The 25526-nt window shown below is 67.5% G+C and carries 27 protein-coding genes and 4 pseudogenes; 13 read left to right on the top strand and 18 right to left on the bottom strand.

Annotated elements, in window-relative coordinates:
- Nucleotide 1: 1 nt before the first annotated feature.
- A complete protein-coding gene (locus ACIRPT_RS39945; protein WP_403514685.1) occupies nt 2-373 on the top strand; it encodes a DUF6188 family protein in 372 nt (123 codons plus the stop codon).
- Between the two features lie 126 nt (nt 374-499).
- Here the strand turns inward: ACIRPT_RS39945 and ACIRPT_RS39940 are convergent.
- Together ACIRPT_RS39940 and ACIRPT_RS39935 are read right to left on the bottom strand one after the other, a co-directional pair.
- A pseudogene (locus ACIRPT_RS39940) lies at nt 500-1051 on the bottom strand (site-specific integrase); the annotation flags it as partial.
- A 767-nt stretch (nt 1052-1818) separates the two neighbouring features.
- On the bottom strand, nt 1819-1980 hold the full coding sequence (locus ACIRPT_RS39935) for a hypothetical protein (RefSeq protein ID WP_403836648.1): 162 nt from the start codon (nt 1978-1980) through the stop codon (nt 1819-1821).
- Between ACIRPT_RS39935 and ACIRPT_RS39930 the strand changes: the two are divergent.
- A pseudogene (locus ACIRPT_RS39930) lies at nt 1949-2047 on the top strand (ATP-binding protein); the annotation flags it as partial. The gene ACIRPT_RS39935 and the pseudogene ACIRPT_RS39930 overlap by 32 nt on opposite strands.
- A gap of 45 nt (nt 2048-2092) precedes the next feature.
- On the opposite strand, the gene ACIRPT_RS39925 reads toward ACIRPT_RS39930, so the two are convergent.
- A complete protein-coding gene (locus tag ACIRPT_RS39925; RefSeq protein ID WP_403836646.1) occupies nt 2093-2581 on the bottom strand; it encodes a hypothetical protein in 489 nt (162 codons plus the stop codon).
- Nucleotides 2582-2662: 81 nt separating this feature from the next.
- Between ACIRPT_RS39925 and ACIRPT_RS39920 the strand changes: the two genes are divergently transcribed.
- Together ACIRPT_RS39920 and ACIRPT_RS39915 are read left to right on the top strand one after the other, a co-directional pair.
- Nucleotides 2663-3094, top strand: a complete 432-nt coding sequence (locus ACIRPT_RS39920; RefSeq protein ID WP_403836644.1) for a hypothetical protein — start codon at nt 2663-2665, stop codon at nt 3092-3094.
- A 28-nt stretch (nt 3095-3122) separates the two neighbouring features.
- Complete coding sequence (locus tag ACIRPT_RS39915) at nt 3123-3974, top strand: IS5 family transposase (RefSeq protein WP_403836642.1); 852 nt, start codon at nt 3123-3125, stop codon at nt 3972-3974.
- Between the two features lie 24 nt (nt 3975-3998).
- Here ACIRPT_RS39915 and ACIRPT_RS39910 read toward each other — a convergent pair whose 3' ends face one another.
- The 7 genes and pseudogenes from ACIRPT_RS39910 to ACIRPT_RS39880 form a co-directional block, all read right to left on the bottom strand.
- A complete protein-coding gene (locus tag ACIRPT_RS39910) occupies nt 3999-4505 on the bottom strand; it encodes a DinB family protein (protein WP_403836640.1) in 507 nt (168 codons plus the stop codon).
- 109 nt (nt 4506-4614) lie between these two features.
- Nucleotides 4615-5010, bottom strand: a pseudogene (locus tag ACIRPT_RS39905) (GNAT family N-acetyltransferase); the annotation flags it as partial.
- A gap of 877 nt (nt 5011-5887) precedes the next feature.
- On the bottom strand, nt 5888-6442 hold the full coding sequence (locus ACIRPT_RS39900) for a flavoprotein (RefSeq protein WP_403836638.1): 555 nt from the start codon (nt 6440-6442) through the stop codon (nt 5888-5890).
- A gap of 131 nt (nt 6443-6573) precedes the next feature.
- Complete coding sequence (locus ACIRPT_RS39895; protein WP_403836636.1) at nt 6574-7026, bottom strand: hypothetical protein; 453 nt, start codon at nt 7024-7026, stop codon at nt 6574-6576.
- Nucleotides 7027-7745: 719 nt separating this feature from the next.
- Nucleotides 7746-9932 (bottom strand): geranylgeranyl reductase family protein, encoded by a 2187-nt coding sequence (locus ACIRPT_RS39890; protein ID WP_403836634.1) that lies wholly within the window; start codon nt 9930-9932, stop codon nt 7746-7748.
- A gap of 15 nt (nt 9933-9947) precedes the next feature.
- Entirely contained in the window at nt 9948-10937 is a 990-nt protein-coding gene (locus ACIRPT_RS39885) for a polyprenyl synthetase family protein (protein WP_403836632.1), read from the bottom strand.
- A complete protein-coding gene (locus ACIRPT_RS39880) occupies nt 10934-12397 on the bottom strand; it encodes a hypothetical protein (protein WP_403836630.1) in 1464 nt (487 codons plus the stop codon). The genes ACIRPT_RS39885 and ACIRPT_RS39880 overlap by 4 nt, the downstream gene beginning before the upstream one ends.
- A gap of 205 nt (nt 12398-12602) precedes the next feature.
- On the opposite strand from ACIRPT_RS39880, the gene ACIRPT_RS39875 reads away from it, so the two are divergent.
- The 3 genes from ACIRPT_RS39875 (at nt 12603) to ACIRPT_RS39865 (ending at nt 14615) form a co-directional block, all read left to right on the top strand.
- Nucleotides 12603-12857 carry a hypothetical protein gene (locus tag ACIRPT_RS39875; RefSeq protein WP_403836674.1) on the top strand — a complete coding sequence of 85 codons (255 nt, stop codon included), beginning with the start codon at nt 12603-12605 and terminating at the stop codon, nt 12855-12857.
- 353 nt (nt 12858-13210) lie between these two features.
- A complete protein-coding gene (locus ACIRPT_RS39870) occupies nt 13211-13924 on the top strand; it encodes a hypothetical protein (protein WP_403836628.1) in 714 nt (237 codons plus the stop codon).
- Between the two features lie 196 nt (nt 13925-14120).
- Nucleotides 14121-14615, top strand: coding sequence for a hypothetical protein (locus ACIRPT_RS39865; RefSeq protein ID WP_403836626.1), 495 nt, complete (start codon nt 14121-14123; stop codon nt 14613-14615).
- 264 nt (nt 14616-14879) lie between these two features.
- Here ACIRPT_RS39865 and ACIRPT_RS39860 read toward each other — a convergent pair whose 3' ends face one another.
- The gene (locus ACIRPT_RS39860) at nt 14880-15335 is read right to left on the bottom strand and encodes an Lrp/AsnC family transcriptional regulator (protein WP_403836670.1); all 456 of its coding nucleotides are present in this window, start codon (nt 15333-15335) and stop codon (nt 14880-14882) included.
- Between the two features lie 105 nt (nt 15336-15440).
- On the opposite strand from ACIRPT_RS39860, the gene ACIRPT_RS39855 reads away from it, so the two are divergent.
- Nucleotides 15441-16007, top strand: a complete 567-nt coding sequence (locus tag ACIRPT_RS39855; RefSeq protein WP_403836624.1) for an RBBP9/YdeN family alpha/beta hydrolase — start codon at nt 15441-15443, stop codon at nt 16005-16007.
- Between the two features lie 15 nt (nt 16008-16022).
- Nucleotides 16023-16247 (top strand): annotated as a pseudogene (locus ACIRPT_RS39850) (transposase); the annotation flags it as partial.
- Nucleotides 16248-16537: 290 nt separating this feature from the next.
- Here ACIRPT_RS39850 and ACIRPT_RS39845 read toward each other — a convergent pair.
- The gene (locus tag ACIRPT_RS39845; RefSeq protein ID WP_403836672.1) at nt 16538-16735 is read right to left on the bottom strand and encodes a hypothetical protein; all 198 of its coding nucleotides are present in this window, start codon (nt 16733-16735) and stop codon (nt 16538-16540) included.
- 382 nt (nt 16736-17117) lie between these two features.
- Between ACIRPT_RS39845 and ACIRPT_RS39840 the strand changes: the two genes are divergently transcribed.
- Complete coding sequence (locus ACIRPT_RS39840; protein WP_403836622.1) at nt 17118-17495, top strand: hypothetical protein; 378 nt, start codon at nt 17118-17120, stop codon at nt 17493-17495.
- A gap of 66 nt (nt 17496-17561) precedes the next feature.
- Nucleotides 17562-17786: a transposase gene (locus ACIRPT_RS39835; RefSeq protein ID WP_403836620.1), complete on the top strand. Its 225-nt coding sequence runs from the start codon at nt 17562-17564 to the stop codon at nt 17784-17786.
- A 162-nt stretch (nt 17787-17948) separates the two neighbouring features.
- Here ACIRPT_RS39835 and ACIRPT_RS39830 read toward each other — a convergent pair whose 3' ends face one another.
- Entirely contained in the window at nt 17949-18902 is a 954-nt protein-coding gene (locus ACIRPT_RS39830; RefSeq protein ID WP_403836618.1) for an alcohol dehydrogenase catalytic domain-containing protein, read from the bottom strand.
- 266 nt (nt 18903-19168) lie between these two features.
- On the opposite strand from ACIRPT_RS39830, the gene ACIRPT_RS39825 reads away from it, so the two are divergent.
- Together ACIRPT_RS39825 and ACIRPT_RS39820 are read left to right on the top strand one after the other, a co-directional pair.
- Nucleotides 19169-19369 carry a hypothetical protein gene (locus tag ACIRPT_RS39825; protein ID WP_403836616.1) on the top strand — a complete coding sequence of 67 codons (201 nt, stop codon included), beginning with the start codon at nt 19169-19171 and terminating at the stop codon, nt 19367-19369.
- Nucleotides 19370-19519: 150 nt separating this feature from the next.
- Nucleotides 19520-19831, top strand: a complete 312-nt coding sequence (locus ACIRPT_RS39820; protein WP_403836614.1) for a hypothetical protein — start codon at nt 19520-19522, stop codon at nt 19829-19831.
- A 491-nt stretch (nt 19832-20322) separates the two neighbouring features.
- Here ACIRPT_RS39820 and ACIRPT_RS39815 read toward each other — a convergent pair whose 3' ends face one another.
- The 5 genes from ACIRPT_RS39815 to ACIRPT_RS39795 form a co-directional block, all read right to left on the bottom strand.
- Complete coding sequence (locus ACIRPT_RS39815; RefSeq protein ID WP_403836612.1) at nt 20323-20487, bottom strand: hypothetical protein; 165 nt, start codon at nt 20485-20487, stop codon at nt 20323-20325.
- 279 nt (nt 20488-20766) lie between these two features.
- Complete coding sequence (locus ACIRPT_RS39810; protein WP_403836610.1) at nt 20767-23562, bottom strand: Helicase associated domain protein; 2796 nt, start codon at nt 23560-23562, stop codon at nt 20767-20769.
- Between the two features lie 59 nt (nt 23563-23621).
- Nucleotides 23622-24164, bottom strand: coding sequence for a hypothetical protein (locus tag ACIRPT_RS39805; RefSeq protein WP_403836608.1), 543 nt, complete (start codon nt 24162-24164; stop codon nt 23622-23624).
- Nucleotides 24161-24340, bottom strand: coding sequence for a hypothetical protein (locus tag ACIRPT_RS39800; protein WP_403836606.1), 180 nt, complete (start codon nt 24338-24340; stop codon nt 24161-24163). The genes ACIRPT_RS39805 and ACIRPT_RS39800 overlap by 4 nt, the downstream gene beginning before the upstream one ends.
- 16 nt (nt 24341-24356) lie before the next feature.
- Complete coding sequence (locus tag ACIRPT_RS39795; RefSeq protein ID WP_403836604.1) at nt 24357-25064, bottom strand: hypothetical protein; 708 nt, start codon at nt 25062-25064, stop codon at nt 24357-24359.
- Nucleotides 25065-25526 lie beyond the last annotated feature (462 nt).

Raw genomic sequence — 25526 nt, 5'->3', positions numbered from 1 at the left:
AATGAACCTGAACCTTCGGGGTCAAGTAGTTACCCGTGTCTGCTTCGACGCGGCTCTCACAGTCCTGACCAGCGGGGATTGTGAACTGCGCGTCGAGACCGAGGCGGTTCTTCAAGTCTCAGCCGGGGATCATGTGTCTTTCGATCCAGAATCCCCAGGCGTTGCGGCTTCCCATCTCGTCCGACTGGCCCGTGACGTGATCACTGAGGCTGAGGTGGGAAGAGCCGGGCGTCTCGTGATCGAATTCGAAAGCGGCACGAAACTGACTGTCCAGCCGGATGAGGAGTACGAGGCTTGGGGGCTTGTCGGGCCTAAGGGAAAGCGAGTGACCTGCATGCCCGGAGGGGAGATTGCGGTGTGGAGTGGTGAGTGATAGGGGGCCGTAACCGGAAAACCTGATCTTCGCATCGCACCTGCATGCAGGAGCACAGTTGTGGCCCCGTCGGGATCGTTCCGACGGGGCCACAGAGGTGTCTGACGGCAGTAGTTGACGGCAACGTCAGCGGACGGGTGCTGCGCAAGGCGGTGGGTCGTCGCCGTCGTCGGGCTGGCCGGCGGTCTCAGCGGGGTTACGGAGGGCGTGGCCGAGGAGGTCGATGGCGTCTCGCTGGAGGAGGAGCCGGACGTGGGCGTAGACGGTGGCGGTGACACCGATGTGGGCGTGGCCGAGGAGTTCCTTGATGACGACGAGTTCGACGCCCTGCTCCAGGAGCAGGGTTGCGGTCGAGTGTCGGAGGTCGTGCAAGCGGATGCGGCGGAGGCCGGCCTTGCGGAGCAGCGTGGTGAAGGTGCGGGTGATGTTGGTCGGATCGATCGGTGTGCCCTGCGGAGTGGTGAATACGCTTCCGCTGTGCTGCCACGCGGTGCCTGCTGCCTCGCGCTCACGCTGCTGCTGTTCGTGGTGGAGCTTCAGCGACTGGACGCAGCGTGCGGGAAGGGCGATGCGGCGTTCGGAGGCCCGGGTCTTGGTGGGCAGCGTGGTGAGTCCGCCCGCGGTGGTGCGCTGCAAAGTACGGCGGATGGCAGCGGTACCCGCGTTGAGATCGAGGTCCGCGCTCGGCAAAGAGAAGGCAGGCAGCGCATTGAAAGGCGCCTCGCGCAACCCTGCCGAGGGATAGACCAGAACAAGGGGGACTCAGACTCCTTGGAAGGATGACCTCTGTTAGCCCGCTATGCCCCGCACGGGTGATGAGATTCGGTTCTCTGAGAGGGCACGCGCCGCGCTGTAGCTCGGGGTTGGGAAGTCAGGGCAGGCCAGTTGCTCAGCCACCTCGTAGCGGCCGTCCGGGAGATCATGGACCGGACGCCAGGGGACGGCGTCGGCTGCACGGGGTGGTGGTGCTTCGGGCCGGAATGGCCGGGAGACGTCCTGCCGGATCATCCTCGCCCGACACCGACGTGGACGACGTCATCGACACCTGTGGAACACCGTCACGCTTGACAGCGACATCCGTTCCGCACCGACCTCCACCCGCGAGACACTGACCCGGCCGCCGCGGCCGCGCTCGACTACGGCCGCCCATGAACAGTGCGTCCCTCATGCTGGGGCGACTCACGACAGTCGAAGTGCCCGCAGACTCAAGGCGCTACGGACTTCACCAGGGCCCGCAGCGGTTTGGTGAGTTCGGGGTGGTCGCCGCGGGATGCGGATTGGAGGAGGTCGGCTGCGACGACGAGGAGGGCGGTGTGGCCGGCAGGGGTGTCCAGGATGGGGAATTCGGCGCGGACGCGGTTGGCGGTCTGTGGTGCGAGGAGGGAGTAGGCGTACAGCAGCGCGGGGTCATAGCCGACCGGTGCCAGCCCGAAACCTTCGAAGTCCTACAGTGTCGGTCCGCTCGTGGTGAGGTTGGCGAAGTGGCAGTCGCCGTGCGCGGTGACCCAGTTGATATCAACGGGTGCGAGGACGCCGGCGTATTGAGGGAGGGCGCGGTCGATCCATTGCCGGCGCCGCCTGCTGCACCACTGCGACGTCGTTTCCATCAACGGCCCCAGTTACCGACTCAAGAACCGGCTCGCTGCTATCGAGCACGACGCCAATGTGGCCTGATCAGCCGTGATCCCCTGTCACCGTCACTATCCCGCCGGCTTCCTATCAGGGCCGGCGGGCGGGCAGCCCCGCCCCTGCACGCCAATAGTCCGCGTCGCGCGGGTCGGCCAGCCATCCGATCAGACGCTTAGCCCCCGCGCGGAAAGCCAGGGGCAGGGAGGTCACGTCACCGACGGCAAGACTGAGGGCATCAACGTCATGGGTGGCGTGATCGGTGTCGCACCCGCAAGCCACATTGACCGCCGCTTCGACCGCGAGCTGGCCCTGGTCTGTCCACACCACCTGATGCAGGAACTCCAGCTGGTCGCCCCTGTCGGCATGCTCAATGATATCCAGGCCGAGGATGACCGGGGTCCATGATTGCGGGCCAGGGAAGACAGCGTGACCCAATGCCCATTCCCATTTCGCCCCGGATCCGTTGACGCGGGCAGCATCAATGGCACGGGCCGTGTCCTTCAAGGACTCCACGCCAGCAGTCGAGAGGCCGGGAATCAGCGTGGTCAAGGGGACGTCGTCGAAGGCACCTCGTTCCATGCGTCGATCATCCGTTCTCTCCGGCTCAAACGGCAAGGCGTCTCTACCCTGAGGCTCAGCGCCTCTCCACCAGACGACAGCTTGGCGGTCACCAAGCTGAGCACATTCATCCGTACCTGGCTGAGCACCTCAACGAGTACGCCGACACTGGTCCGCGTCGCCCTGATGGAAGCCCGCCCCGCCGGCCTCCAGACCCGCCAGCTCATCACCGCCACCAGCCTGACGAAATCCCAGGTCGGACGAGGCATCCGCCACCTGCGGGACGTCGGAGCCTCCGAACACCTCACCCCCATCATCTGGCGCCGTAAGGACAGCTACCTGTTCTCCGACGAGCCCGCCGACTGGATCGAATACGAAAAGAAGCAGTTCCGCCTCATCCTCGGCCGGCTCACCCGGATGATTACCGGCACGCTCGACCCGCATCTGGCTCGCCACCCCGACGACGAATGGGCCCAGCTGGCCTCCGCCCAGCTCACCGGCGTCCGCGCCAGCCTGGCCCAGCTCACCAAATAGGCCCCTGCGACCTGATGCCGAGCCCTTGATGCGAGACTCCTCCCGCCGCAAAAGCCGCTATCCCTCCGACACCACCGCCGCCGAGTGGGCCCTGCTGGAGCCGCTGCTGCCCGTTCCGGCCTGCCAGACGAAGACCGGAGGGCATCCGGAGAAGTGGCCGCGGCGGGACATCGTCGATGCCATCCGCTACATCGTCGACAACGGCGCCAAATGGCTGGTCCTGCCTGCGGACTTCCCACCCTGGGAGACTGTTTACGGCTTCTTCTGGAGATGGAACCGGGCCGGGGTGGTGGCCTGGATCCGCGAGCAACTGCGGCGAAGGATCCGCACCAACCTGGGCCGCTGCCCGTATCCGGTGACGCTGATCGTCGACTCCCAGTCGGTCAAGGCCGCCACCGTCGGCAAGGACACCCGCGGCTACGACGCAGGGAAGAAGATCAAAGGCCGTAAAAGACACATCGCGGTCGACACGATCGGCCTGCCCGTGATGATCACGGTGACACCCGCCGACACGACCGACCGCGATGCCGCCCGCGAACTGCTCTGGCGCCTCCGTCTCACCCAACCGCAGATCACCCAGGTCTGGGCCGACTCCGCCTATGCCGGCCAGCTCGTCCACTGGGCCGATGACCGGCTCTGGATGACGCTGCGGACCGTCGCCCGCCCCCGCGGCGCCAAGGGCTTCGTCGTCGTTCCCCGCTGCTGGAAGGTCGAGCGCACGCTCGGCTGGCTGATGAACGCCCGCCGCAACGTCCGAGACTACGAGCGCCTGCCCCAGCACTCCGAGGCCCACCTGGCCTGGTCGCTCATCACCGTGATGACCAAGCGTCTGACCCGCAAGGGCTCTGCCCGCACCTGGGCGAGGAAGACAGCCGGCTGAGCAGGGTCACCTCGCGCTCATCGACTACTCTCCGGTGGCACCGTCGATCCGCTCGCGAAGCATGTCTGCGTGGCCGTTGTGTCGTGCATATTCCTCGATCATGTGGGTGAGCACATAGCGAAGAGTGAACGTATCGTCACCCCACTGCACAGTGCTGTCGAGGGAGTCGGCGGAGTCCACGACAGCACAAGACCGCGCGCACGCTGACTGCCAGGTCGTGAAAGCTTCGTCAGGGTCGGCCGATTCGACATCGAATTCAGCGAAGGTGCCATGCACGCTTCCTGGCCAATAGGCCCGGACGTCTTCGCCGTTCCACACAACCTGGAACCAGCTCCGCTCGACCTCCGCCAAATGCCGGATCAGTCCAAGCAAAGACAGGCCAGATGGAGGAACAGCCCTCTCCCTCAGTTGCTCAGCGGTCAGCCCGCCACACTTCATGGCAAGAGTCTCCCGCTGATACCGGAGGAAGCCAGCCAACGAGGCACGCTCATCGGCGGTCCGCGGAGCTTCCGTCCGCTGCTGATAACTCATCCGAACATCATGCCAATGGTCAGTACCTGCTCCTCCCCGTTTTCGCACTTCTGGTCCACATCAGGGGTCCCCAGCGGCCACCTCACTTCGGGACTGTTCAAAAACACGTGTCCTGGTACCCCCATGACTGGTAGAGCGCGTGGACCTTCCCGTCACCGGCGGCTGGGTTGACCATGAGCGTGACGAACGGCTCGTCGCGTGTGGCCAGGAGCGCGTCATGGATACGGCGGGCGGTGCCGGTCTTCCGCCAGCCCTCCCGGACGCCGATCTCCTTCAGGGCCACGGCTGGACGTTCGGTGTGCTCATGGGCCGGCGTCGGGGTGACGCGCTGCCAGTACCGGTCGCCGTGCTCGATCGTGTTGCCGTAGGCGTAGCCGACCGGATGGCCGTCTGCGTAGGTGAGGACGACCACGAACCCCGGCTCGCCGCTGTGCCGGTCCAGGCGCTCACCGAATGCGGTGACCGCGTAGTTCGGCAGGTGGAGCAGCGGGGCGCGCACGTCTGCGCAACCGGACCGACCCTCACCCGCAGCGTCCACTCCGGCGCCGCCGCCCGCCGCGCCGACACCCGTCGGGCAGCCTCCCGCTGCTCCGCCTCGGCCATCCGCCGGCACACGCGCTCCAGCTTCTGATGCGGTACGGCCTGACTCCTGGCATCGGTCCATCGGTCATCCGCACACCGCGACGTCAGCCACCCGAGCGAGGCCGTCGCGCGAAGTTGATCAAGGACGCCATGGCCGATGGGAAGCACGCGAGCGGTGGTCGAGTCCGTGTCGCATCGGTCATGGCCGACAGCGGCCGATCGGTCATGGCCGTGCGGTGTGCAGCCCACGGCGGGGTGACCGATGCGCTGCGTCGTGATGGCCGTGTCCGACAAGCAGCGACTCAGCCCCGCTCACCTGCGGGTATCCGGGTTGGGGTAAGCGGGCTCGTGAGGCGACTGGATTGGATGAGAGAGCGACTGGCTTCGGTGAGAACGGACAGTCATCTTCCCTTGTGGTCAGCCAGATCACTTGAGACGCCCAGGTCAGACGTGATGGATGCCTGTTCGGCGTGCCCGCGGAACATCTTCGCAGACCAGATCAAATGAGATTCGGCGCGGCTGCGCGTCTCAACCGATCTGGTCGTAGCAGGCCAGGGTCATGGCGCCGGGACCAGATCCTTTGAGACGGGACAAATAAAGCCACCGTCGCGAAGGTCCCAACAAGGCCCCCGACAGGGGCGGGCTCACCCCTTCTCGGACAGACCCTCCGATGTCAGGCCAGCGCCGACTGCGGGACTTCGAGGGCGTCGGCGACTCATCGTGCCATGGCGGCCATCTGCCCGGCGCGGGATGCGCCGGGCGGATCGGTTCGCGGCTGTGGCCGGCGTTGAAGCGGCGGATCAGGTGGGCAGGGCGTCGAGCGCGGCCTGCCACGGGTACGTGTCGAGGTTCCCGTGCCGGGGCTTGTGGGGCGTGAATCCGTCCTCGCCGAGCAGCAGGGCCACCCCGGCCGCCCGCAGGGTCTCCACGCTGTGTGGCACCGCCGGGTGTGCGTGCTGGGCGTCGTTCCAGTGCGGCAGGGCAACCGTTGGGATGCGCAACCCGATCGCCTCGGTCACCAGCCCGAGAGCCAGGGTGTCCGAGGTGCCGGCGGCCCACTTGTGCAGCGTGTTGCTGGTGAGCGGAGCAACGAGGATCGCGTCGGGCGCCGGCAGTACGTCCGGCTGGCTGGGGAGCTTGTACTGGTAGCGGACGGGGTGGCCGGTGAGCTGCTCCAGAGCCTCGATCCCACCCTCGGCGACGGCTTCGGGATCCTCGGCGGCCCACCGGTACGCGGACGGCGTCATGATCAGACAGACGTCCCAACCAGCCTTCTGGGCGTCGCGGATGGGGATCTGTATGCGGCGGGCCGGCGGGGCGGCGCAGGCGATCAGGTACAAGGTGCGGTTCGTCACCCGGGCAGTCCACAGCGATCAGCCAGCGCGCGCAAGCGGCCCTCTGCACTGCCGGTGCCCAGCAGTCGCAAGTCCTCGACCAGGCTCTTGGAGCGGGGCCGGGCCTTGGCCGCAGGCCTCCGCCATTGTGCTCACTCCTGCTGCCCGAGTTCGGCGTCGCCCGGAGCCGGCGATGGCGGGGTCCGGGTGGTGAACGACGACTCGGAAAAGTCACGGCCCTGTAGCACGGGGCCGTGGAAGGTGCCCCCGCTGATCTCGTTGCGGGTCTCTCCGCCCACGTTGTGCACCAGTGCTGTTGCCTGTGCGAGCCACTGTTGCAGTTGTACGCGGAAGTCCGTGTCGGCCGCCGCCCGCATCGTGAGCGCAGCACTCAGTGCTTGGGCCCGCATCGGATCGTCGGGCTGTTCCTCCAGACGCGCCAGCTCCGTCTCTCCCGGACTCATTGCAGGGAGCTGTCCGCCTCCCTCGACGCGCTGGAACGGTCGACGCACCAGCGCACCCAGTCCTGCCCAGACCTGCCGGCCCAGCTCACCGCCTACACCGCCGGCCAACGCCGCCAACAAGCCTGCCGATATCGGATCCATCCCTTGGCTCCTCTCCCCGTATGGATGTCACGCGCAGGCACCGCAACCAGTACCACCTGTGCGACCAGCCACGTGGCCGACGAGCCTGAGCCCGTCCAGTGAACGGCCGGTTCACTCTCCGTTGGGGCCTGCACACCCTGGGTGCCAGCCGCGTTACGCCGCTCCGCTGATGCGGTGCGCGAGTCTGCCCTCCGTCGCTGACGCGTTTGTTGCGTACCCGGTCGGTGGTGCCGCGCTGGATCTGCCGGAAGCGGGTGGCGTGGTCTGGGGCTCGGTGACGAGCCGCATGGGCAAGGTGACAAGCCCGAACGTCACCATGCCGTTCCAGACCGCACGCGCCATGCCCGCCACCTCCTTGCCTCCTATCGCACCCCCGCCGGGCAGTGATCGCATCCTGGAGTTAATGCAGGTCAGGGCCTCCATGGGGGCTGATTTAGCGCCCGGGGCAGCTCCCGGTTGGCGGCCCGGGCGGCTTCAAGCTCATCGGTTCGCTCTTGAAGCTGTCCGTGTGTGTCCGCGTGCTGCTGTTCGAGCAGGGTGATGCGTCGTTGGAGCTGGTCGATATCGGCGGGTGCCCCAGCCCGGACTCGGCCCATGCGGCCTCGCCGAGGGGCCGGGAGAGGTAGCTCAGTGCGCGTCCCTGTCGATGCGGCGGCTCGACTCCGAGGTGCAGCGCCTGCCGGACCGCCATGCGGTCCTGATTGTTTATGGGCCTCTGGTCATGAAAGGGGGCGTGCAGACCGCAGGGTGTGGTCCAGCAGGCGTTCCATGGCGTTTCGATCAGGCCCCGGGGCGAAGTGCCGCAAAGCGGCTCGAGCCTGTTCGGCGTGCTGGGCGGCCATGGTCAGTGCTTCTGTGTCGCCGCGGCCCTCCTTGATGAGTCGGATGACGGTCTCGGCGTCTTCGTTCGTGCTGGGGCGTCTGACGATCAAGGTTTTCAATCGCGTGCTGAGTTTGCTGTTGTGGTGCAGTACGTGGAGAACGGGGATCCCGAAGGTGCCTGATGCCAGCTCAGAAGCCAGTGTCATGCCCAGTCGGGTTGGTTGACCGGTTGCGCTGCGGGCTTCCTCGGTGAGTTGGAAGGCCAGGCCGAGGTGGCGGCCGTAGGCCTCCAGGGCGGCGGCTTCAGCTGTCGTGGCGCCGGCGAGCAGGGCGCCCAGCCTGCAGGGAAGCGCGAAAAGCGTAGCGGTCTGCTGGGTCAGGATGGCGATGTGTTCGGCCTTGGTCAGCTGGAGGTCGTGTGCGTGGCGTACGTGGCGGATCCGGCCTTCGGTGGCGGTGGCGAGTGATTGGCCGAACATCTGGCTCACGGCGGTGCCTGCCCGGGCTGCAAGCTCGTTGGCTTTGCCGAGCAGGAAGTCACCGACCATCAGGGCCAGCATGTTGCCCCAATTCGCTGGCCCGTCCCCATGCTTGGGATCCCGGTCACGGGTTTCCTCGACAACGCTGAGCCCGGCCAAGGCAGCCAAGTAACCGAGCTCGACTGACGCCGCGGCCAGGATGGCGGTGTCCGGTGTGCCCCCGGGGATGATGAGCCGGCCGGCTAGCAGAGCGAAGAGGGCCGGGCGCAGGGGAATGCCGGGCATGCTTCGCCCCATCGCAGTGACGCGGCCGAGGAACGGCCAATCGGCGCGTACGGCGTTCAGGAGTACCTCGCTGACGGCGAGCAGATCCGCCCGCAGCCGGGGCGACTTGTCGGCAAGGAGGCCGGTGGCGTCGTCCAGGACGCGGGTCACCCGGGTCTCATCGAGGCTGTCCGGAAAGAGGAGCGCCTGCCTGGCCAGTGTGAAAAGGGGCCGCTCGCTGTCGAAGGTGCTGTGCAGCGTCCGCCAGACCAGCAGGTGGCGGCGTGCGGATCGGTTGCCGTGCTCGAAGTGACCGACGTAGCTGTTCTTGAGGCTGCGGATGTAGTCCGTAAGATCCGGTGCGGACGGTGACCCGGGGCGAAGCCGGGCGTGGATGGCGAGGGCTGCCAGGCGGCCGGATTCCATCGCCGGGCCGATGCCCTGCCCGGTGAACGGGGACGTCATCCCCGCGGCATCCCCCACGAGCAGCAGGCCAGGAGCGGCACACCGTTCAGGGACGAAGTCGAAGCGCATGGGCGCGCTCCGCGGGGAGCCGTCCTGGCGCAGGCCCGTGAACCGCGGGTCGGTGTCGCGCAGCGTACGGACGAAGGTGTCCCAGAGGGTGGTCAGGTGGCCGCCCGGGCATGGTCCTAGGACTCCGACGCCGGCATTGGCGGTCGATGAGCCGGTGGGGAAGAGCCACCCGTAGGAAGGGGGGAGCCCGTATCCGGACGGGGGCGTCACAGGAGTGTAGATCTCCAGCATGTCGGTGAGCCCGGTCACGCCGGACAGATGCCCCCGGATGGCCTGTCCGCGGCCCACCGCGGCGTGGGCGGACGCGGTGGGGATCAGGACGTCGACTGCAGCCCCGCAGGCAACCACCACGACCGGGGCATGCAGCCGGGTACGCCGGCCGCCCCGCGACACTTCCACGCCCACCACCGCGCCCTCGTCCCGCAGAAGGCGCACGGCTCGTGTGCGGGACAGCATGTAGGCTCCGGCAGCCACCGCCTGCTCCCGGACGGCCTCGTCCAGGATGATCCGTGGCACGAGCAGTCCTGAGCGCCCTCCTTGGTGAGTGAAGGTGCGCCATCGCTGGTGCATGCGCACACGCATGCCACGGATGTGCCGCAGGTCCCCGTGCTCGTTCTGCAGGCGGTGCAGCACTCCCATGTCTTGCAGGAGGCGTACGGCCGGCGGGCCGAGCGCGTCCCCGCACGTTTTGGGCCGGGGAAACTCCTGTCTGTCCAGCAGCAGCACACGCCGACCGTAGCGCGCCAGCCAGTACGCCGCAGTGGCTCCGGCCGGTCCCGCACCCACCACGATGACATCTGCATCCATGCTGCGACCCGCCCGTCAGCTCGATCTGATGAGGACGTGCCGGGCCAGGTTCTCCAAGGACTGGCGTGGTGGGCCCTCGGGGAGGACTTGGAGCGCCTCAAGAGCCCTCATAGCGTAGGAGCGGGCCACCTCGAGTACTGCTGAGCCGGCGTCGGCGGTTTCCACCAGCCGGTACACCTCGGCCACCTGCTCTGCGGTCATGTCCTCCCGGCCGAGCAGGCTTTTGAGTCTCGCGGCGATGACACCTCCGGTGCCTACGGCACGCAATACCGCCAGGCAGTAGACGCCCTCGCGGACGTCGGTGCCGGCTGACTTGCCTGACCCGTGGCCTCGCCCCGGCAGGTCCAGCACGTCGTCGGTGAGCTGAAACGCCAGGCCGAGGTCCTGTCCGTAGGCCTGGAGCGCGGTCGCATACCGCCGTGGAGCCTTGCTCAGGAGGGCACCCAACGTACAGGGCAGCTCGAACAGCGTGGCGGTCTTACGCGCGAGAATCTCCAGGTGCGCCGCTTCGGTGAGGTCGGTGTTGTAGACGTTCTCCACTTCCTGGAGTTGTCCGGTGCACAGCTCCAAGAAGGCCTGGGCCGCGACGTGATGGGACTCATTGCCCAAGGTCACCAGCAGGTCGTTCGCCCGGGCGAACAGGTAGGTGCCAGTGAGAGCGGCCAGTTCGTTGCCCCAGCAGGCATTCACGCTCAGCCCGTGGCGCCGTGTGGATGCCCGGTCCATCACATCGTCGTGATAGAGGGAAGCGATGTGCACCAGTTCCAGAGCCGCTGCTGCACGCAGCAGTCGATTTCGCTGGTACGAGCCATAGGACGCGGACAGCAGCAGCAGGGCCGGTCTGAGCCGTTTGCCGCCTCGCTGCAACAGGTGTCCGGCCATCACGCGCAGCAGTGCGTCGTCCGCGGCGGTCGCCTCGCGCAGGGTGCTTTCGAGCCCGGCGAGAGCCGCCCGGGTGCGTGCACAGGTGAGCCAGTCCTCGCCGGTGGTCTGGCTGGTGGTCACGGTCCGGGCTCTTGGAGGAAGTCGATCTGGGAGATCAGCTGTTTCACCCGGTTGTACACCCCCGGGTTGTTGAGCGCCTGGAGGATCTCGCCTGGCTTGAGTCCCTGGGCTCGCCTGACGAGGTCGAAGAATCCTTCCGCGACCTCGGCTTCCTCTGTGGTCATGTACTTCTTGGCGAGTTCCAGGGCCTGCCGTGCTTCGGTGAGATGCTCGGCCGACAGGCGGGTGTCATCGGCGTAGGGCCGGGCCATGATCCGTGTGATCAGCTCGGAGTAGCGGTCGTACAGACTGCGCGCACGGGCCCGGTCCTCTTCGCTCGGCCGGGCCTGCCGCGCCCGGTTCACCAACCGTTCCTGGTTGTAGAAGAACACGTCGATCAGGTATTTGCCGGCGCGGGTCTGGCTGACGTACCGCTCCCGGAATTCCTTCTCCAGTTGCTGGTGAACGGAAAGGTCCTCACCGAGGATGCTGGACGCCATGGAGATGAAGAAGCAGCTGCCGCAATGGTCCTCGTTGCCGCCCGCACCGCCCTGGCAGACGAGGGATCCCGAGTCCCCGCCGTCGCTGAGCCATGCGGTGGCGATCTGGCCGTCGAACGTCGCTTGGCCGAAGTCGTAACTGACCTTCGTGGTCGCGTCGATTTCCTGGACGGTCGAGGTGGTGTACTCGGTGGTGCGCCCGACCTTCTCGACGTTCATCCCGAGCTGGGCGGTGGCGGTCGAGCCGGCGCCGGCGGGGAAGGCGACGTTGAGCTTCGTCAGGACGTCCTGGATCGGGTTGAAGAACGTACGGTTGCAGCTGCCGGCGAAGAGCAGGCCCACGGCCGGGTGGTTAGGGCTCGCGACGGGCATCAGGTTGTTCATCACCTGGTCCACGACATTGCTCGGGTTCGTCACCTGGGCGATGGCGGCATCGACTGTGTTGCCGGACATGCCGATGGTGATGAAACGCTTGAGCGTGGCGATGGTGTCGCCGGGCGCGGTGCCGCCGTCGTAAGCACCCGGCTGGACGATTGCGTCGCCGGGCGTGGCCGCGTTCTCGTTGGCCAGGACGTGGTTGTTACTGAGGATGCACAGGCTTGAGTCGGTGTTGTCCCGTACCAGGCATCCCAGGGTCCCTGCGGTGACGAGGGTGTGGCCGATGCTGATCCCGGAGGGTGCCGGCCGGGTGCGGTCCGCGAACGCCAGCGGATAGATGGGCCCGGTCTCCACCACGTCGACCTCGATGTGGTCCCCTCCCACAGGCAGGCGCTGGGGCAGCTCACGGGACGGAGGGAGAAACCGAGAGGGGATCTTCCGGGCTACGTAGATCAAGACGGCTGGTTCGTCGGTCCGCTGCCCGTCGGTGATGCGCTGCCCGAAGGCCATGCCCATGATGTTGGGGTCTTGCCCGTAGGCGGGCCAGTACGCCGTCTTCACGGCCTGGGACAAGGACCGGGCTTTTGCATAACGCTCGTCCACGACGGGTCTTCTCTCGTTGCTGCCCGCTGCTACCACCTCAAAGCATGCTATTCAGCAGATTTCGCGACTTCTTTTGATCGGCCGTGTTGGTGACGGCCTCGCTCGTCCGCCACGTCGCCACCATCCGGGCAGCACGACAGGATGGCCGGTACGCTCGGAAGCCGAGGTCCGCAAGTCCGTCGCAGGCCAGGCCAGAGAGCCCCTCATGAGCGAGCCGAACTCCCTTGACCACGTCCGCCGCGTCCTGGACCGGCGCAAAGCGCACATCTTGGCGACCTATCGGGCCGTCGGAGTCGGGATCGGACAGGCGGTCTCGCCCGGCACCGCATACGTCATCACCGTGTATCTGCAGTCGAGCACTGACCTTCCCCAGGAGCCGGTGACCGTAGACGGCGTGCCCCTGCGGTTCACGGTCACCGGCCCCATCCGTCCGCTGCACTCAGGTGAAGCCTCGGGATAGCCGGTGGCGAGCGGGCAGCTTTCGGCGCGTCCCGGCGCAACAGCATTCAGGCTGTCCGCATCATCCTCAAGACGGCCGATCACACCATCGTCCAGCACCGCCAGTACATCCAGCGGAGTGCTGTCCAGCATCACCAGCTCACCCGGCCGCAGTGCCACCGTCGGCGTGAACGGAGGTGCCGGCCGCGACGCATGCCACCGCCGCTGCGCCGCTGTCCCCAGCGCCGGCGAGGCGGTCGCGCAGGTCGTGGAGGCACCCAGGGGCCGGCCGACGGGCTTTGGGCGGAGCATCCTTCCTGCGAGTGGCGAAAAACCGTTCGGCGGTCCGGGCCGGACACGTCATGATCCGTACTCGTGACGACGTCGAAGCAGTTCTTGGTCCGGGCCGCCGCTCGCAACAACGCCGAGTGGTGCGCAGCGATGAGCCGATCGCACGGCTTGGTGAGCGAGTTCGGAGCGCAATTCTGGGCCGCTCCGGCTCGCACTCCGCTCTACTACCCCGACGCGGTAACGCTGGTGCCGGGCGCCGACTGGGTCGCACTGGCGGCCCAGATCGACACCGCCGCACCCGACGCCTCCGTCAAGGACAGCTTCGCCGACCTCGACCTGACGGAGGCTGGCTTCCAGGTGTTGTTCGAGGCGCAGTGGATCCACCGCCCGGCGAGTGCGCCCGCCCTCACGTCGGATCTTGCCTGGGACATGGTGGGCGACCCGGATATGCTGCGTGCCTGGGCGCTCGCCTGGGACAACGAGGACGGTAACGCGGATCTCTTCCGGCCCGAATTGCTCGACGACCCGGCCACCTTCGTGCTCGCCGGACAGTCTGCCGACGGCCGAGTGGTCGCCGGAGGGGTGGCAAGCCGCAGCGATCACGTGGTCGGAATCTCCAATGTGTTCGCTCTGGACGGAGGCCCTGACACGGCCTGGCCGGGCGTACTGGACGCGGTGAACTGGCTGTTCCCCACCCTGACTGTGGTCGGCTACGAGCAGGCCGATGACCTGGTGGCCGCCATCCGCCATGGCTTCGAACCCATGGGTCCGCTGCGGATCTGGCTGCACGGATCGTAGGTGGCCGACTCCGGGGTCGCCCGAGCGCCCCTTCGCGATCCTTATGGGGAAGGGTGACCGCGGGTTGGGGAATTTCGCGACGCTCAATCCGCCCCAGGTGGGGAATTGCGTGACCGTCGACACCAGCGGTGCGTCCCGAGCGCACTGCACACCACACTGGTGGACAGTATGATGATGCCGAAGCTGTTCCAGCCGTGTGTGGACGAGGGACACAGACAGCTCCCCGGCCGCGCTCAGGTCGAACTGCGCGTGCTACCGCACCTCGTACGACCCGCAGTTCGGGCTCCCAGTCGTCGGCGAGCACTATCGAACCGTCGGCGGTGACACCGACAACTGGACCTACACCACGTACACGCCCTTGGACCTGCGCCCCGACGACGTCTTCGCCTCCCTGATCATCGACGGGGAAAATGGCCTGTTCTGGGCCAGAACCGCCGACGGGGCACTGTCGTTGCTGCCGCAGGAGGAGGGATGCGGTTACGGCTTCGGGCGGACCGGGGGCGGGCCCACCGCCCTAGCCGACTACCTCACCAAGCTCATCGCCTCGAACGGCAAGGACACCACCGCCGGAGGCCCCCCGTACTCGATAAGGACAGTCGATCAGCAGATCCTGACGTGGGTGGAGAGCAAGCCCAAAGCCCGCCACCTGGAGCTGACACTCGAGGAGCTCCAAGCCATCCAGCGCGGCTGATCCCCACCGGGCCGTTGAGGCCCCACACCGCGCTGCTGCGCCAGTGTGGGGCCTCACACGTGCACCCGCGGGGGACGGATGTTCATGCACGCGCTGCCCGGCACAACGCCCCACTCCCAAGCCGGTCACGGCCGGGTCAGCCGACGGTCTCACTTTGTTCGGCGAGCTGCTCTTTGACCTTCGCAGGCCCTCGTACATCGCGGCATGCAGTGTCGCCAGGCGGCTCAGCACCAGCTCGGTGTCAGCCCGCTTAGATGTTGCGGGTCATGACGTTGTTGACGTGGCGTCGGTCAGCGGCTTCTGGGGGTAGGAGCGGAGCACGAGGGATGTGGTGACAGGGCCGTAACGGGCAAGTGCGTCGACGACTTCTTCGAGTCGTCCTGCCTGCGGACAGTAGACGTCGAAGATGAGGCAGTCTTCCCCGGTGACTCTGAGAGTGGAGGCGACCTCAGGAGTCCGGGAGGCGAAGTCCAGCGCGTGTGAGAGTTGGGCGTGCGTGGTGCGCAGCCGGATAACCGCGTGAATGTTCAGACCGAGGGCTGCCGGGTCGACTGTCGCTCGGTAGCCGGTGATGACCCCGTTCTTCTCCAACCGCTGGATGCGCGCGCTGGCCGCGGGCTGCGAGAGTCCGACGCGGCGCCCAACTTCCGCGCCGGTCAGCCGGCCCTCGGTCTGGAGCAAGGCGAGCATGTCCCGGTCTATCCGGTCGAGTGATTCCATCGTTGTCCGCACCATTTTCTTTGAGATCACTTGTGCCACTGCCGCCGCCCTGATGCATCCAACAGAATCTGCGCCGGGTGCTCCCGTGATCGTAGGGAGAGACGAGTGAAATGGTGGTGGGCAGTGGTCGCGTACGTCATCATCCCGGGTATCGATGGCTCGGACGGACAGCACTGGCAGACTTCGTGGGAGCGGCAGTGGGGCACCTCGGCGGTGAGGATCTCCCCTGCCTCGTGGTGCACCCCTGACCTCGAAGACTGGGTCGACGCTGTCCAGGAGGCATACGACGAAGCTTCCCGGCAGGAAGGCCCTGTTGTGCTGGTAGCCCACAGCCTGGGCTGCTGGGCGGCATCCGCCTGGCTGAACAAGAGCCCCTCAAGCCCGACAGGCGGCGCGTTCCTGGTCGCGCCGCCCGACCCCGGCGGGCCGGCGTTCCCACGCCAGGCGGCCGCGACGTTCACCGAAGTGTCGGCGCAACCGTTGCTGTGCCCGGCCCTGGTGGTGGGCAGCGCCAACGACCCGTACTGCACCCCCGAGGCAGCCGCCGGCTTCGCGGCGCGGTGGCAGGCACGATGGAACCTGGCGGGCGCATGCGGCCACATCAACTCCGCCAGCGGCCTGGGCTCGTGGCAGCACGGTCGTGAACTCCTGGACTCGCTGACCCCGCGTTGATCAACCACCGCGTGGGAGACTTCCCAGCGACTGGGTTGTCATCGCTGGACCATCGAACACACCATGGCCTGGCTCGCCCGCTGCCGACGACTCCACCGCCGCTACGAGCGCAAGGCCGAACACTTCCTGGCCTTCACCGCCATCGCCTGTGCCCTCATTTGCTACCGCCGCCTGGTGTCCGCGAAGCCGAAAACCATTTCTCCCGCCGGTCGCGGTTGGAGAAACTCGCCACGGGGGTAATGAGATCGTCGGTCGGTCGCACGTACCGCACCGGCTCCAGCGGGAGGAAGTTCATGGCGAGGCCCGAGGTCGGCGAGTACTGCCGTCCATGCGGGGTTTTGGTGATCGGTGGTTGTTGGTCTGGCCTGGGCTGATCAGTTTGGTGTGTGGCTGTGGTCAGGCTGTGGTGGTGTGCCCTGTGGTCGTGATGGTCGTGGGTGGGGTTCTTGGGTTGGGTGGCGATCTGCGGGTTTGTCAGTTTGCGGGTGGGGAGATCAGGTTGTGTCATCTTCGCTGCGCGTTGCTCATGCTCAGTGATTGTTGGTAGGTGGCGATGCTTGGCCGGGCTGCCTGTGCCGGGACGGGGTCTGGACCACCGCGGCCGTCTCGGCCGTTCCGAACTGGTAGTTCCAGCCGATGTCCCCGGGGTGCAGCTGCATCGGCGCTCCGTCGTGCTGCCACTGCCACTGCCGCAGATGCCGGTAGTCGTATCCCTTGTCCCCGTGCAATTTGCCGGGCCTGCGGCGTCGTGTGCCGCGGCGTGAGCAGACGGCGCCATCCCGACGACAGTCCGTTTCGACCCGAGCGAGTCCCTGGAGATCGAGCGATGGATCCTGGAGCTGAGGAAGCAGACCGGCATCCGCTGGGACAAGGCTGAAGTGATCCGGGAACTGGTGCGCATGGCGCGTACGCCCGACAGCATCCTGTGCGACGCGCTGACCGCCCGTGCACAGAGGGTGGGCACCTGAGACAGCCAGACGTACCCACCGCAAAGGAGCTGGGCGCCGCATGGTGACCCTGCGCGACCTCGAGTCCGGTGTACGGATCCGGACCTCTCAGCGGCTGCATTTGGCTAGCTTGATCTTCCCGTCAGATGGAGGAAGGGACCACATGGCAGCCTGGGAAGACGTTGTCGTATACATCAAGCAGACCTACCGGACCATCTCGGAGGGCGTCGACGAGATCCAGATCGACGTCGACGTGAAGGACGGGGAGACCCAGATCGTCATTGTGACCCGGGAGGCCGTGGGCGAGGAGGAGTGGGCTTCCGTCAAAGCGCCGTGTTTCTTGGCCAAGGGAGTTGACCTCGCGCAGGTGCTCGAGCAACTGGCGGAGACCACCGCAGTTGGCGGAGCCGTCATCGCCTCCGACTATTTGACGCTGCGACACACGCTTCCTCTGCGGAACCTGGACGCCCACGAGCTCGGAGAGCCTCTGGAGCTGGTGGCTTCCGCGGCCATCGAGCTGGTACAGCAACTCACCGGCTGAGGGGCCCAGGACGTCCCCTTCGGATCATCTGATCATTGGTTGATGTGTGTCGTTGGCTGACGCCCAGTGGGCGAGGATCGAGCCGTTGCTGCCGGACCGGACTCCGAGGGGGGAGGGCGATGGCGTGATCACCGGCAGGTGATCGACGCGATCGCGTTCAAGTACCGCACCGGCACACCGTGGATAGACCTGCCTGAGCACTTCGGGTCCTGGGAAGGCGTCCACAACCGGCTGCGGGAGTGGGCCGCCGACGGCACCGGGGAGAAGGTCTTCACCGCTCTGCTCGCCTGAGCCGACACCGAAGGCGACCTCGACCGGGTCGTCGCGGTCGACTCCACCGTTGTCCGCGCTCACCAGCACGCCGCCGCCCACCTGACGCAGGCGCTGGTCATGACCGACGCCGAAGCTGCCGACTGGCTCACCGCCGCGGCGGCCGGAGATGAAGTGAGATCGTCAGGGCAGCAGGACGACCTTGCCGAACTTGCCCGGGCCTGCCAGGCGGGCGTAGGCGTCAGCGAATCTGTCGACCGGGAAGGCCGCGTCGACGGGTACCCGTAACCGCCCCTGCGCCAGCAGGGGCACCACGGACGTCCGCACGGTGGCGGCGAGGAGCACCTTCTCGGCGTGTGAGCGCCCGCGGATGGTGGTGCCGATCAATTGGGCACGCGCGAGCATCAGATCGAACATCCGCAGCGGCGCCGTGGTGCCGGCCTGGACTCCGACGACGAGGACTTTGCCCCGGCTGCGGAGCAGAGCGACCCGCTGCAGGCAGTCCTCGCCGCCGACCAGCTCCACGATCACGTCGTAGGGCGCGTGCGCGGCTTCCTGGCCGGGAGTCACGACGTCCACCCGGCCATCCGGGGCGAGTGCCTTCACATGGTTATGGAGTTCGGGCCGACGCACGCTGGCCACGGTGTGCGCCCCGGAGATCGTGGCGACCTGCACCATGGCCGTGCCCACCCCGCCCGCCGCGCCACTGACAAGTACCCGGTCGCCGGCGCGGACCCCGGCCTGGGTGACCAGGGCGTCCCAGGCGGTGCTGAACGCCTCCGGGAAACCGGCAGCCTCCTCCCATGGCAGGCCCTCTGGCACGGGCAGTAGAAGATCGGCGGGAACCGTGATCCGCTCGGCGTGGCCGCCGCCGCCGACCAGTGCCATCACCCGGTCCCCGGGCCCAACCCCTATGACGCCGGGTTCGACCCGCTCAACCTCGCCTGCGACCTCCAAGCCGGGAACGTCCGATGGCCATCCCGTTGGCGCCGGGTAATCCCCCCGTGCCTGCTGTAAGTCAGCGGCGTTGAGTCCAGCGGCCCGCACCCGGACCACCACGGCCCCCGGCCCCGCAACCGGCTCTGGACGCTGCTCCAACTGGAAGGTCCCTTGGGAATTGATCACTACGGTTTGCATGATGGCAATGTATGCCCGCAGTCTCGCGTGCCTTGGGTGACGGGGGTCCGGACCGCCAACCCGCGTCAATCGCCAGCCGCGGCTGGACCGGCTCACAGAAGCCGCTCCGGCGGTTCCGTAACCCGTGAAGCCTGCCGCAGGGGTGCTTGTTGGGCAGGTATGACGACGTACGGCAGCATCCTGCGCGACGCGCTGACCGCCCGCGCATAGAGGGCCGATACCTCAGACAGCCAGACGTACCCCACCGCAAAGGAGCCGACTGCCGCATGGTGACCCTGCGGCAACTGACCACCGACGACATCCAGGCCCTCACCCGCATCTACAGCGGCGCCTCGGTCCGGCACACCACCGGCCAGATCGAAGTCCTACCGCAGTCAGAACCGACCGTCGACCTGATAGCGCGGGAAACCGGGCCCGCGAGCACGGCGCCTGTAACTAGAGCTCGTGCCGCCGGGTTGGGGTGGTGATGGAGGCGAAGCGGACGGTGGGCAGGGTGTCGGGCGGGTCCTCGCCGCCGGTGAGGCGTTCAGCCGTCCCGCCCACCACAAAGTCGGCACCAAGCCCCGCCGCGGCACCTGAAGCCCCGCCTGCCTGAACCGTCAGGAAGCCGACGAGGGGTGAGACGAAAGCGGGAGAAGAGCCGACCTCCCTTCGGCATGCCGAAGGGCATCGTCCTGCTCGCGACGCCGGAAGGCTGGCGCCACAGTGTTCTCACCGTGGAAGGTGGGATGCACTGTGGGCTCCTCACCGACATTCCGGTCAACGCCGGCCCAGCCGAGGCACGGGCCGCCGCGGCGGCCATGGTCGTGGGACTCGCGTACGACTTTCACGAACTACGCGTCGACGTGACCTGGGATCCGCCCTGGGAACCCGGGTCCTGGACCGCCCAGGTCACCGTTGCCGCGTCCCCGCCGAACGCCTTCGGTTAAACGACAAGCTCAAAGAGCGTGTTGTCTCGGTTGGGTTGTTTGGTGGTGCTTCGAGGGGCGAGTCGGCCTGCGACTGCTGAGGTGAGGGTGTTCAATGCGGGCTGTGCGACAGGAGACTCCATACCTGTGCCCGTTTGAGTCGAGTGGCTCCTGTCCGATCCCAAAGCGCCCTCGGTTGACGCTGTTTGCGCCCTGGGGGTACGTCGTGCCCGACGGTACTACCGAAACATGACGCGACATCGCCCGTATCCCAGCGCCCTGTCCAGTGGGAGGTAGAGGCCCTCGAACCGGAGGAGCTGCAGCGCCTGGTCCTTGCCGCCGTCGCCCCGTACGTCGACCGCCAGGTGCTCGCCCGGCAGCTTGCCCGCGAGGAAGAACAGCGCCGCGCCCTGGCCGACTTTCTGAGTGGCTGGGGCGTGGCGGGCGGATCGTCGTCCTAGCGCTGCTCCGGGGCCGGTAGGACGACGCCGACGTCCTCTGGACGGATGCGGTCAGTTGCCCATGGCGAATACGGCGATGACGAAAATCATGGGGAGCAACACGATCGCACCCGTGAGAGCTGCCACGACGAGGATGGTCTTCATCACCGTCTCCGCCCTCCGGTGGTCGCGGGCGGGTTGGGCTCCAGCAGCGGGGCGACCGTCGTGTTCACTCATGGAGTCATCCTGCTGGTCCTGGTGTTGGCCGGCCATCCGTAGAAGTACTCACTCCGGTCATGCGCGGCCAAGGCTGCGGCGCACCGATCCGTGGGCGGCCTGGGTTCCTCACCGTGATCTGGCGCCCGCACGCGGCCCCGAACAGTGACGCGGATAGGTACCTTGCGTTGCGTTCTGGGTGCTTCATCGTTGGGAGGTTGTAGCGTCCCCCGCGCACACAGCAGCGGCCCTGGTGCACCATCCGCACCGGGGCCGCCGCCGCATCCGTTCTGGTGTCCGCTATGCCGCCCATTCCAGTCCGAGTTCGGCGAGCACTACCCGCTGGGCCTCGCTGAGCTTGTTGCGGCGGCTCTTGGTGTTGCTCATGAAGACCCCCAGCCTCACAGACACTGGTTCTGCCTCGCCCTCGACCGTGATCTCCTCTGCGTGAGCCCTGGGCACGCGGTGATGGCCCTCGCGGGCGATGTATTGGGCCAGCGCCGCAATACCTCGTTCGAAGGCTGCGGAGCCGGCCTTCCTGACCTTCACGGTCTTGGCCGGGGCCTGCACCTCGGTGGTGGGCAGCGGTTCGGCGCCGAGTTCGGCCAGGCGCTCGCGCTGTCCGTCGCTCAGCTGCTCCCACCCCTGCCGCTGTGTGTGCAGCCAGGCGCCGATGTCCTGACCGCCAACGGTCACGCCAGGAAGGATCTCCGCGAGCGTTGCGCCGTCGGCCAGGACCGCGGCGAGTGCGGCGTAGCGTTGCTGCCAAGCGACCGGCCACGGCGGGTTCCAGTACGGGTCGATCCGCTCCAGCGCCTGGCGCCGCTGGGCCGCGCGTTCGATGTCTTTGCCCAGCCCGCCGGTCTTCCGGAGATTCGCCAGCCACTGGCCCACCGCGACCCCGTCGATCACCGCGTCCTTCGGCGCGGCCAGAGTCCGGTGCACGGCGAAGTAGTTCCGGGCGGTGGCGAGGTTTTTGTAGAAGCGGGCGTCGGCGACCGACCAGACCATGCCCAGCTCGTCCAGCAACTCTGCCCGCCAGGCCTTGAGCGTCCCGGCGCGGAAGGCACGGCGCTGTTCGCTGACCCATGCTCCCAGCGCGTAGGTGCCGCCGTTGCCGCCGTCGCCGTTGCTTTCGGTTGTGCCGATCGGCACGACGGTGTCCATCGGCACCTGGGCATGACCTTCGGCCTCCACCCACCTGCGTAGGGCGTTGAGGCCGGACAGCCACACCTCACTGTCCGGCCGCAGCACCCGGGTGCGCAGGAAGGCGGCGATGACGTGGGGGTTGCGCGGCAGGGAGAACCGCAGCAACGGCACAACCCCGCGCCCGTCCTCGCCTCCCTCCTGGTCCTCCTCGTCCGTGCCGCCGGCGGGCCGCCGATCGTCACCGACGGCGGCCACGGCCTCGCCCTGCTCCTCGACGCCCTGCCCCTCACCCCCCTCGACGTCGCCGCCGACGTCGCCGTCGCCGCCGGCCGGCTGCCCCCCCTCGGGCTGCCCCTCTTCGTCCTCCTCACGCCCGGGATCCAGGGCCACCACCGAGGTGGCCTTGCCGCGGGATGTGGCGGTGCGCAGGACCATGCGCTCGATGAGCCGGGAATCGTGTGCACGCAGCCCCTGCAAAACGGCCACCAGGGGCCGGTAGGAGGCGGAGGCCATCATGTCTTCGGGGTCCTCCCCGGCCTGCAGGAAGACCGGCACGACCAGCCGCGCCACCTTCCCCTCACCCGGCGCCTGGCGCAGCCCGCGGCCGGTGATCTGCACGATCTGCACCGGCGAACTACGGGTGTCGGCGAACACGACGCCATCAACGCCGCGCTTGCCGCGGATGTCGACCCCTTCGCCCAGCACCTGGCAGGACGCCAGGATCCCCAGGTCGGTAACCCAGCCTTCGGCGTCCAGGCCGTTGGCGAACCGGTCCAGCACCACCCGCCGGTGCGCCGCCGAGTGCTCCCCGCACAGCCACTCCGCCCCCACCCGCTTCGGATACACCGCCGGGCCGGTCTCGTGCAGTTCCGCGGCTGTCTCCGGCAACGCACGCGCGAACGCCATCGCCTCGAGCGTGCGCCAGTGGAACGTCATCAGGTTCCGCGCCCCGGTGGTGTCTGCGTGCCTGAGCAGCGCTGCCTGCAAGGCGGCAAGCCGTCGGCCCCGCACCTCCTCCGGGGCAGCATCCTCGCCCGGGGCCTCGGGGTCGCGGATCTCCAGCACATCCACCTCGAACGAGGCAAGGACGCCGCGTTCCACCGCCTCCATCAGCCCGAACTCGTGGAGCACGGGCCCGTACAAATCAAGATCATCCATCGACGCCACCAACCGCCCACCCAACGCCTCTGAATCGCCTTCAGAGCCGCTGCGAGCACCCTCCCCGCCCGATACCCCAGACGCCCCGGCGGGTGCCGTTGCGGGCGCCCACAGCCGTGGTGTGGCCGTCATATACAGCCGCCGCGCCGCGGGGATGCGCTCCTGGTCGTGAACTGCCGCCCATGCCTTACCAATTGCACCACTTGTCCGGTGCGCCTCATCCACCACCACCAGGTCAAAAGCACCCATCTTCTGACCATACGAGCCGCGCAGCGCCTGCTCCAGCACCCCCGGCGCCCCCGACCGCCCCTCGGTGCCGACGCCTTCCTCGTCGCCGGCCTGAGCGGCGTCCTGGTCGTCCTCCAGGCCCTGCGGCACCAGCGACGCATACGTGGCGAACACCACCATCGGCCCGCTCCCGGCCCACAACGCCAGCTGCGTCGGATTCGTCGTGCACCGCACATCCAACGCCTCCAGCAGCGGGTCAGCCCCCAACGAACACACCGCCACCGCAGGACCCCTGTGCCCCACCGCCCGCCACGCCTCCACCGTCTGCGTCAGCAGATCCAGCGTCGGCACCAACACCCCCACCAGCCCCCGCGGCACCATCCGCAACGCCGCCGTCGCCGCCGAGATCGTCTTGCCCGACCCAGTCGCCGACACCACCTGCCCCCGTAGCCCCCGGGCAGGCAGAACCCCGTCCACCGGCCCCGAAAGACCCCGGATAATCGCATCCACACACTCCACCTGATGCGGGAAAAGCGGAATCTCACCCATCTTGCTTCCCATTTCCTGACTCCTCCATTTCCACAATCCAGCAATTCAACGAATCCGCAATTCCACGAAGATCAGAGCGACGGCACAAACGCCTCGACGGACACCGCACCGCCTTCGTCGACCACCCGCCGCGCCGCCAGCTGCGCGAGCACCTCCTGTGGCGTCAGCCCCGCACGGGCCGCGGCCTGCCGCAGCAACCGGCCCGCACCCGCCGGCAACCAGACCCCCATCCGCACCTCGTCCACGGCCTCACGCCGCCGCTCCAGACGCGCGGCATGCGCGACAATCGCCTGCACCCGCCGAGCCACCCGCTCCGCCGCCCACGCCGACCCGACACTGTCCAGCTCCGGCTCGTACACCGCCCAGCCCGACGCCTCCATCAGCACCTGCACACGCCGCCACTCCACATGCCGCGCCGCCCACATCCCGGCGAGCTCCTCCAGATCCGACACAACCAGACCACGCTCCACCGGCCCAGGAGACCGCAACTCCTCGGCCGTCTCCCGCTCCCGCACAGCCGCCTGGGCAACCGCCTTGGCCACCCGCGCCGCCGGCATTCCCGCGGCCTGCCGCCGCACCACCTCCCGGGCGAGATCCTCGCTGCTCCAGATCACCGGCTGACCTCCCCTAGACCCAGGCCGTGGTGGTCGAGGTAGGCCAGGAGGAACTCGGCCAGGGCCCGGCCAGGGTCGCTGGCATGCCGAATCCCGGGCGGCTCGCCAGTCCAGCCGAACGTGGCCTGGTAAGGCCGGGGCCGGACACCACCGCCCAGCGGGTCAGGGAAGACCACGGCGCGAGTGAAGAAGTCATCCAGGCCACTCAGCAAATCCCCAGACACTCAGCAACTCCCCATCCGGGGCGTCCGGCTCACGGCCGCGCACAGCGGCGAGGGCAGCCTCCAGGATGGTGATGAGGTACCGCCGGCGCGCCTCCTCCTGCTGACGCATCTCAACGGACAGGCTCTCCTCGGTCACCTGCACCACCCGGTACACGCCGCAGTCCCCGTACAAGCCATCCGGCCGCTCCAACACCCGCCGCACCTTGCCAACGCCATCCTCGACCGACCGACCGCAGACGTAGCTGGCCGTCACAACAGCGCCAGGGTGCGCCGGATCAGTCCGCTGCGCCACGACCCGGTACCGGATCAGCTCCGGGGCCGGCCCCGCTTCACCCGTCTCACGCTCCCAATGCGCCAGCCGCTCCTGGTGCCAGCGGGGCACCGAGGGGTCACCATCGGGGGAGTAGGTCTGCCACCCCGCGCCGGCCATCAGGGCCGCGATGCGCCCCAGTTCGTTCCGCCGGACTGCCGCCAGTCGCTCCTCCGTGCTGAGCGGTCCTGGCTCGTCCTCGGGGCCCGCCAGTCCGCCCGCGGCCGCCAGACGCTCATTGATCTGCTCCACCGTCAGCCCGAATACCTCACGATGGATTTCCTCCTGCACCGCAAAGCCCATTTCGAAGCTCAAGGCGTCTCCGGATGACCGAGGGTGGGATTCGATGACCTTTTCTTCCGGCATTGGTTGACCCCTTCCTCATGAGGAATTCCCGGGGCCGCCGGCCCCGGGGGTGGTGCCGTGGTTTCACAGACTCTACCCCTGCATCACGGAGTGATGCAGCAGGTTGTGCAAGGTCGATTCGAAAGGGTGGTTGCTGGTAGAGTCGGACATGCGAGTTCCCGTGATGCGGGTACCCTGGGAAAACCTGATGATGGAATGTCAGAACCTGTCAGCCCGTCACCTTTTGCTCCAGTCCCCATCAGAAATGAACACACCGCCACCCCTCCCAGCAGTTAGCCATCTTGAAGCATCACCAGGACTTACCTGCACCCGCCAAATCAAGCAGAACCCAGCGAAAACTATTCGCGGTGAATTCCGGAGGAATTCACAAAACAATTCCGGAGGAATTGTTTAACCCCCGGAGGGGGTTGCGTCTTTACGACCCGTAGGGTCGTGCGTCGTTCCTCCGGAGGAGGACGCGCG

Source organism: Streptomyces sp. NPDC101227 (assembly GCF_044767545.1).
In the GTDB taxonomy this organism is placed as follows: domain Bacteria; phylum Actinomycetota; class Actinomycetes; order Streptomycetales; family Streptomycetaceae; genus Streptomyces.
This window is presented reverse-complemented; position numbering and strand designations above follow the sequence as displayed.

Excerpts from the sequence above, each read along its gene's own strand:
- ACIRPT_RS39945 (WP_403514685.1), top strand. The coding sequence starts at position 2 with ATGAACCTGAACCTTCGGGGTCAAGTAGTTACCCGTGTCTGCTTCGAC.
- ACIRPT_RS39935 (WP_403836648.1), bottom strand. The coding sequence starts at position 1,980 with ATGGAAACGACGTCGCAGTGGTGCAGCAGGCGGCGCCGGCAATGGATC.
- ACIRPT_RS39925 (WP_403836646.1), bottom strand. The coding sequence starts at position 2,581 with ATGGAACGAGGTGCCTTCGACGACGTCCCCTTGACCACGCTGATTCCC.
- ACIRPT_RS39915 (WP_403836642.1), top strand. The coding sequence starts at position 3,123 with ATGCGAGACTCCTCCCGCCGCAAAAGCCGCTATCCCTCCGACACCACC.
- ACIRPT_RS39910 (WP_403836640.1), bottom strand. The coding sequence starts at position 4,505 with ATGAGTTATCAGCAGCGGACGGAAGCTCCGCGGACCGCCGATGAGCGT.
- ACIRPT_RS39895 (WP_403836636.1), bottom strand. The coding sequence starts at position 7,026 with ATGGATCCGATATCGGCAGGCTTGTTGGCGGCGTTGGCCGGCGGTGTA.
- ACIRPT_RS39890 (WP_403836634.1), bottom strand. The coding sequence starts at position 9,932 with ATGGATGCAGATGTCATCGTGGTGGGTGCGGGACCGGCCGGAGCCACT.
- ACIRPT_RS39875 (WP_403836674.1), top strand. The coding sequence starts at position 12,603 with ATGAGCGAGCCGAACTCCCTTGACCACGTCCGCCGCGTCCTGGACCGG.
- ACIRPT_RS39860 (WP_403836670.1), bottom strand. The coding sequence starts at position 15,335 with ATGGAATCACTCGACCGGATAGACCGGGACATGCTCGCCTTGCTCCAG.
- ACIRPT_RS39840 (WP_403836622.1), top strand. The coding sequence starts at position 17,118 with ATGGCAGCCTGGGAAGACGTTGTCGTATACATCAAGCAGACCTACCGG.
- ACIRPT_RS39830 (WP_403836618.1), bottom strand. The coding sequence starts at position 18,902 with ATGCAAACCGTAGTGATCAATTCCCAAGGGACCTTCCAGTTGGAGCAG.
- ACIRPT_RS39825 (WP_403836616.1), top strand. The coding sequence starts at position 19,169 with ATGGTGACCCTGCGGCAACTGACCACCGACGACATCCAGGCCCTCACC.
- ACIRPT_RS39815 (WP_403836612.1), bottom strand. The coding sequence starts at position 20,487 with ATGAGTGAACACGACGGTCGCCCCGCTGCTGGAGCCCAACCCGCCCGC.
- ACIRPT_RS39810 (WP_403836610.1), bottom strand. The coding sequence starts at position 23,562 with ATGGGAAGCAAGATGGGTGAGATTCCGCTTTTCCCGCATCAGGTGGAG.
- ACIRPT_RS39795 (WP_403836604.1), bottom strand. The coding sequence starts at position 25,064 with ATGCCGGAAGAAAAGGTCATCGAATCCCACCCTCGGTCATCCGGAGAC.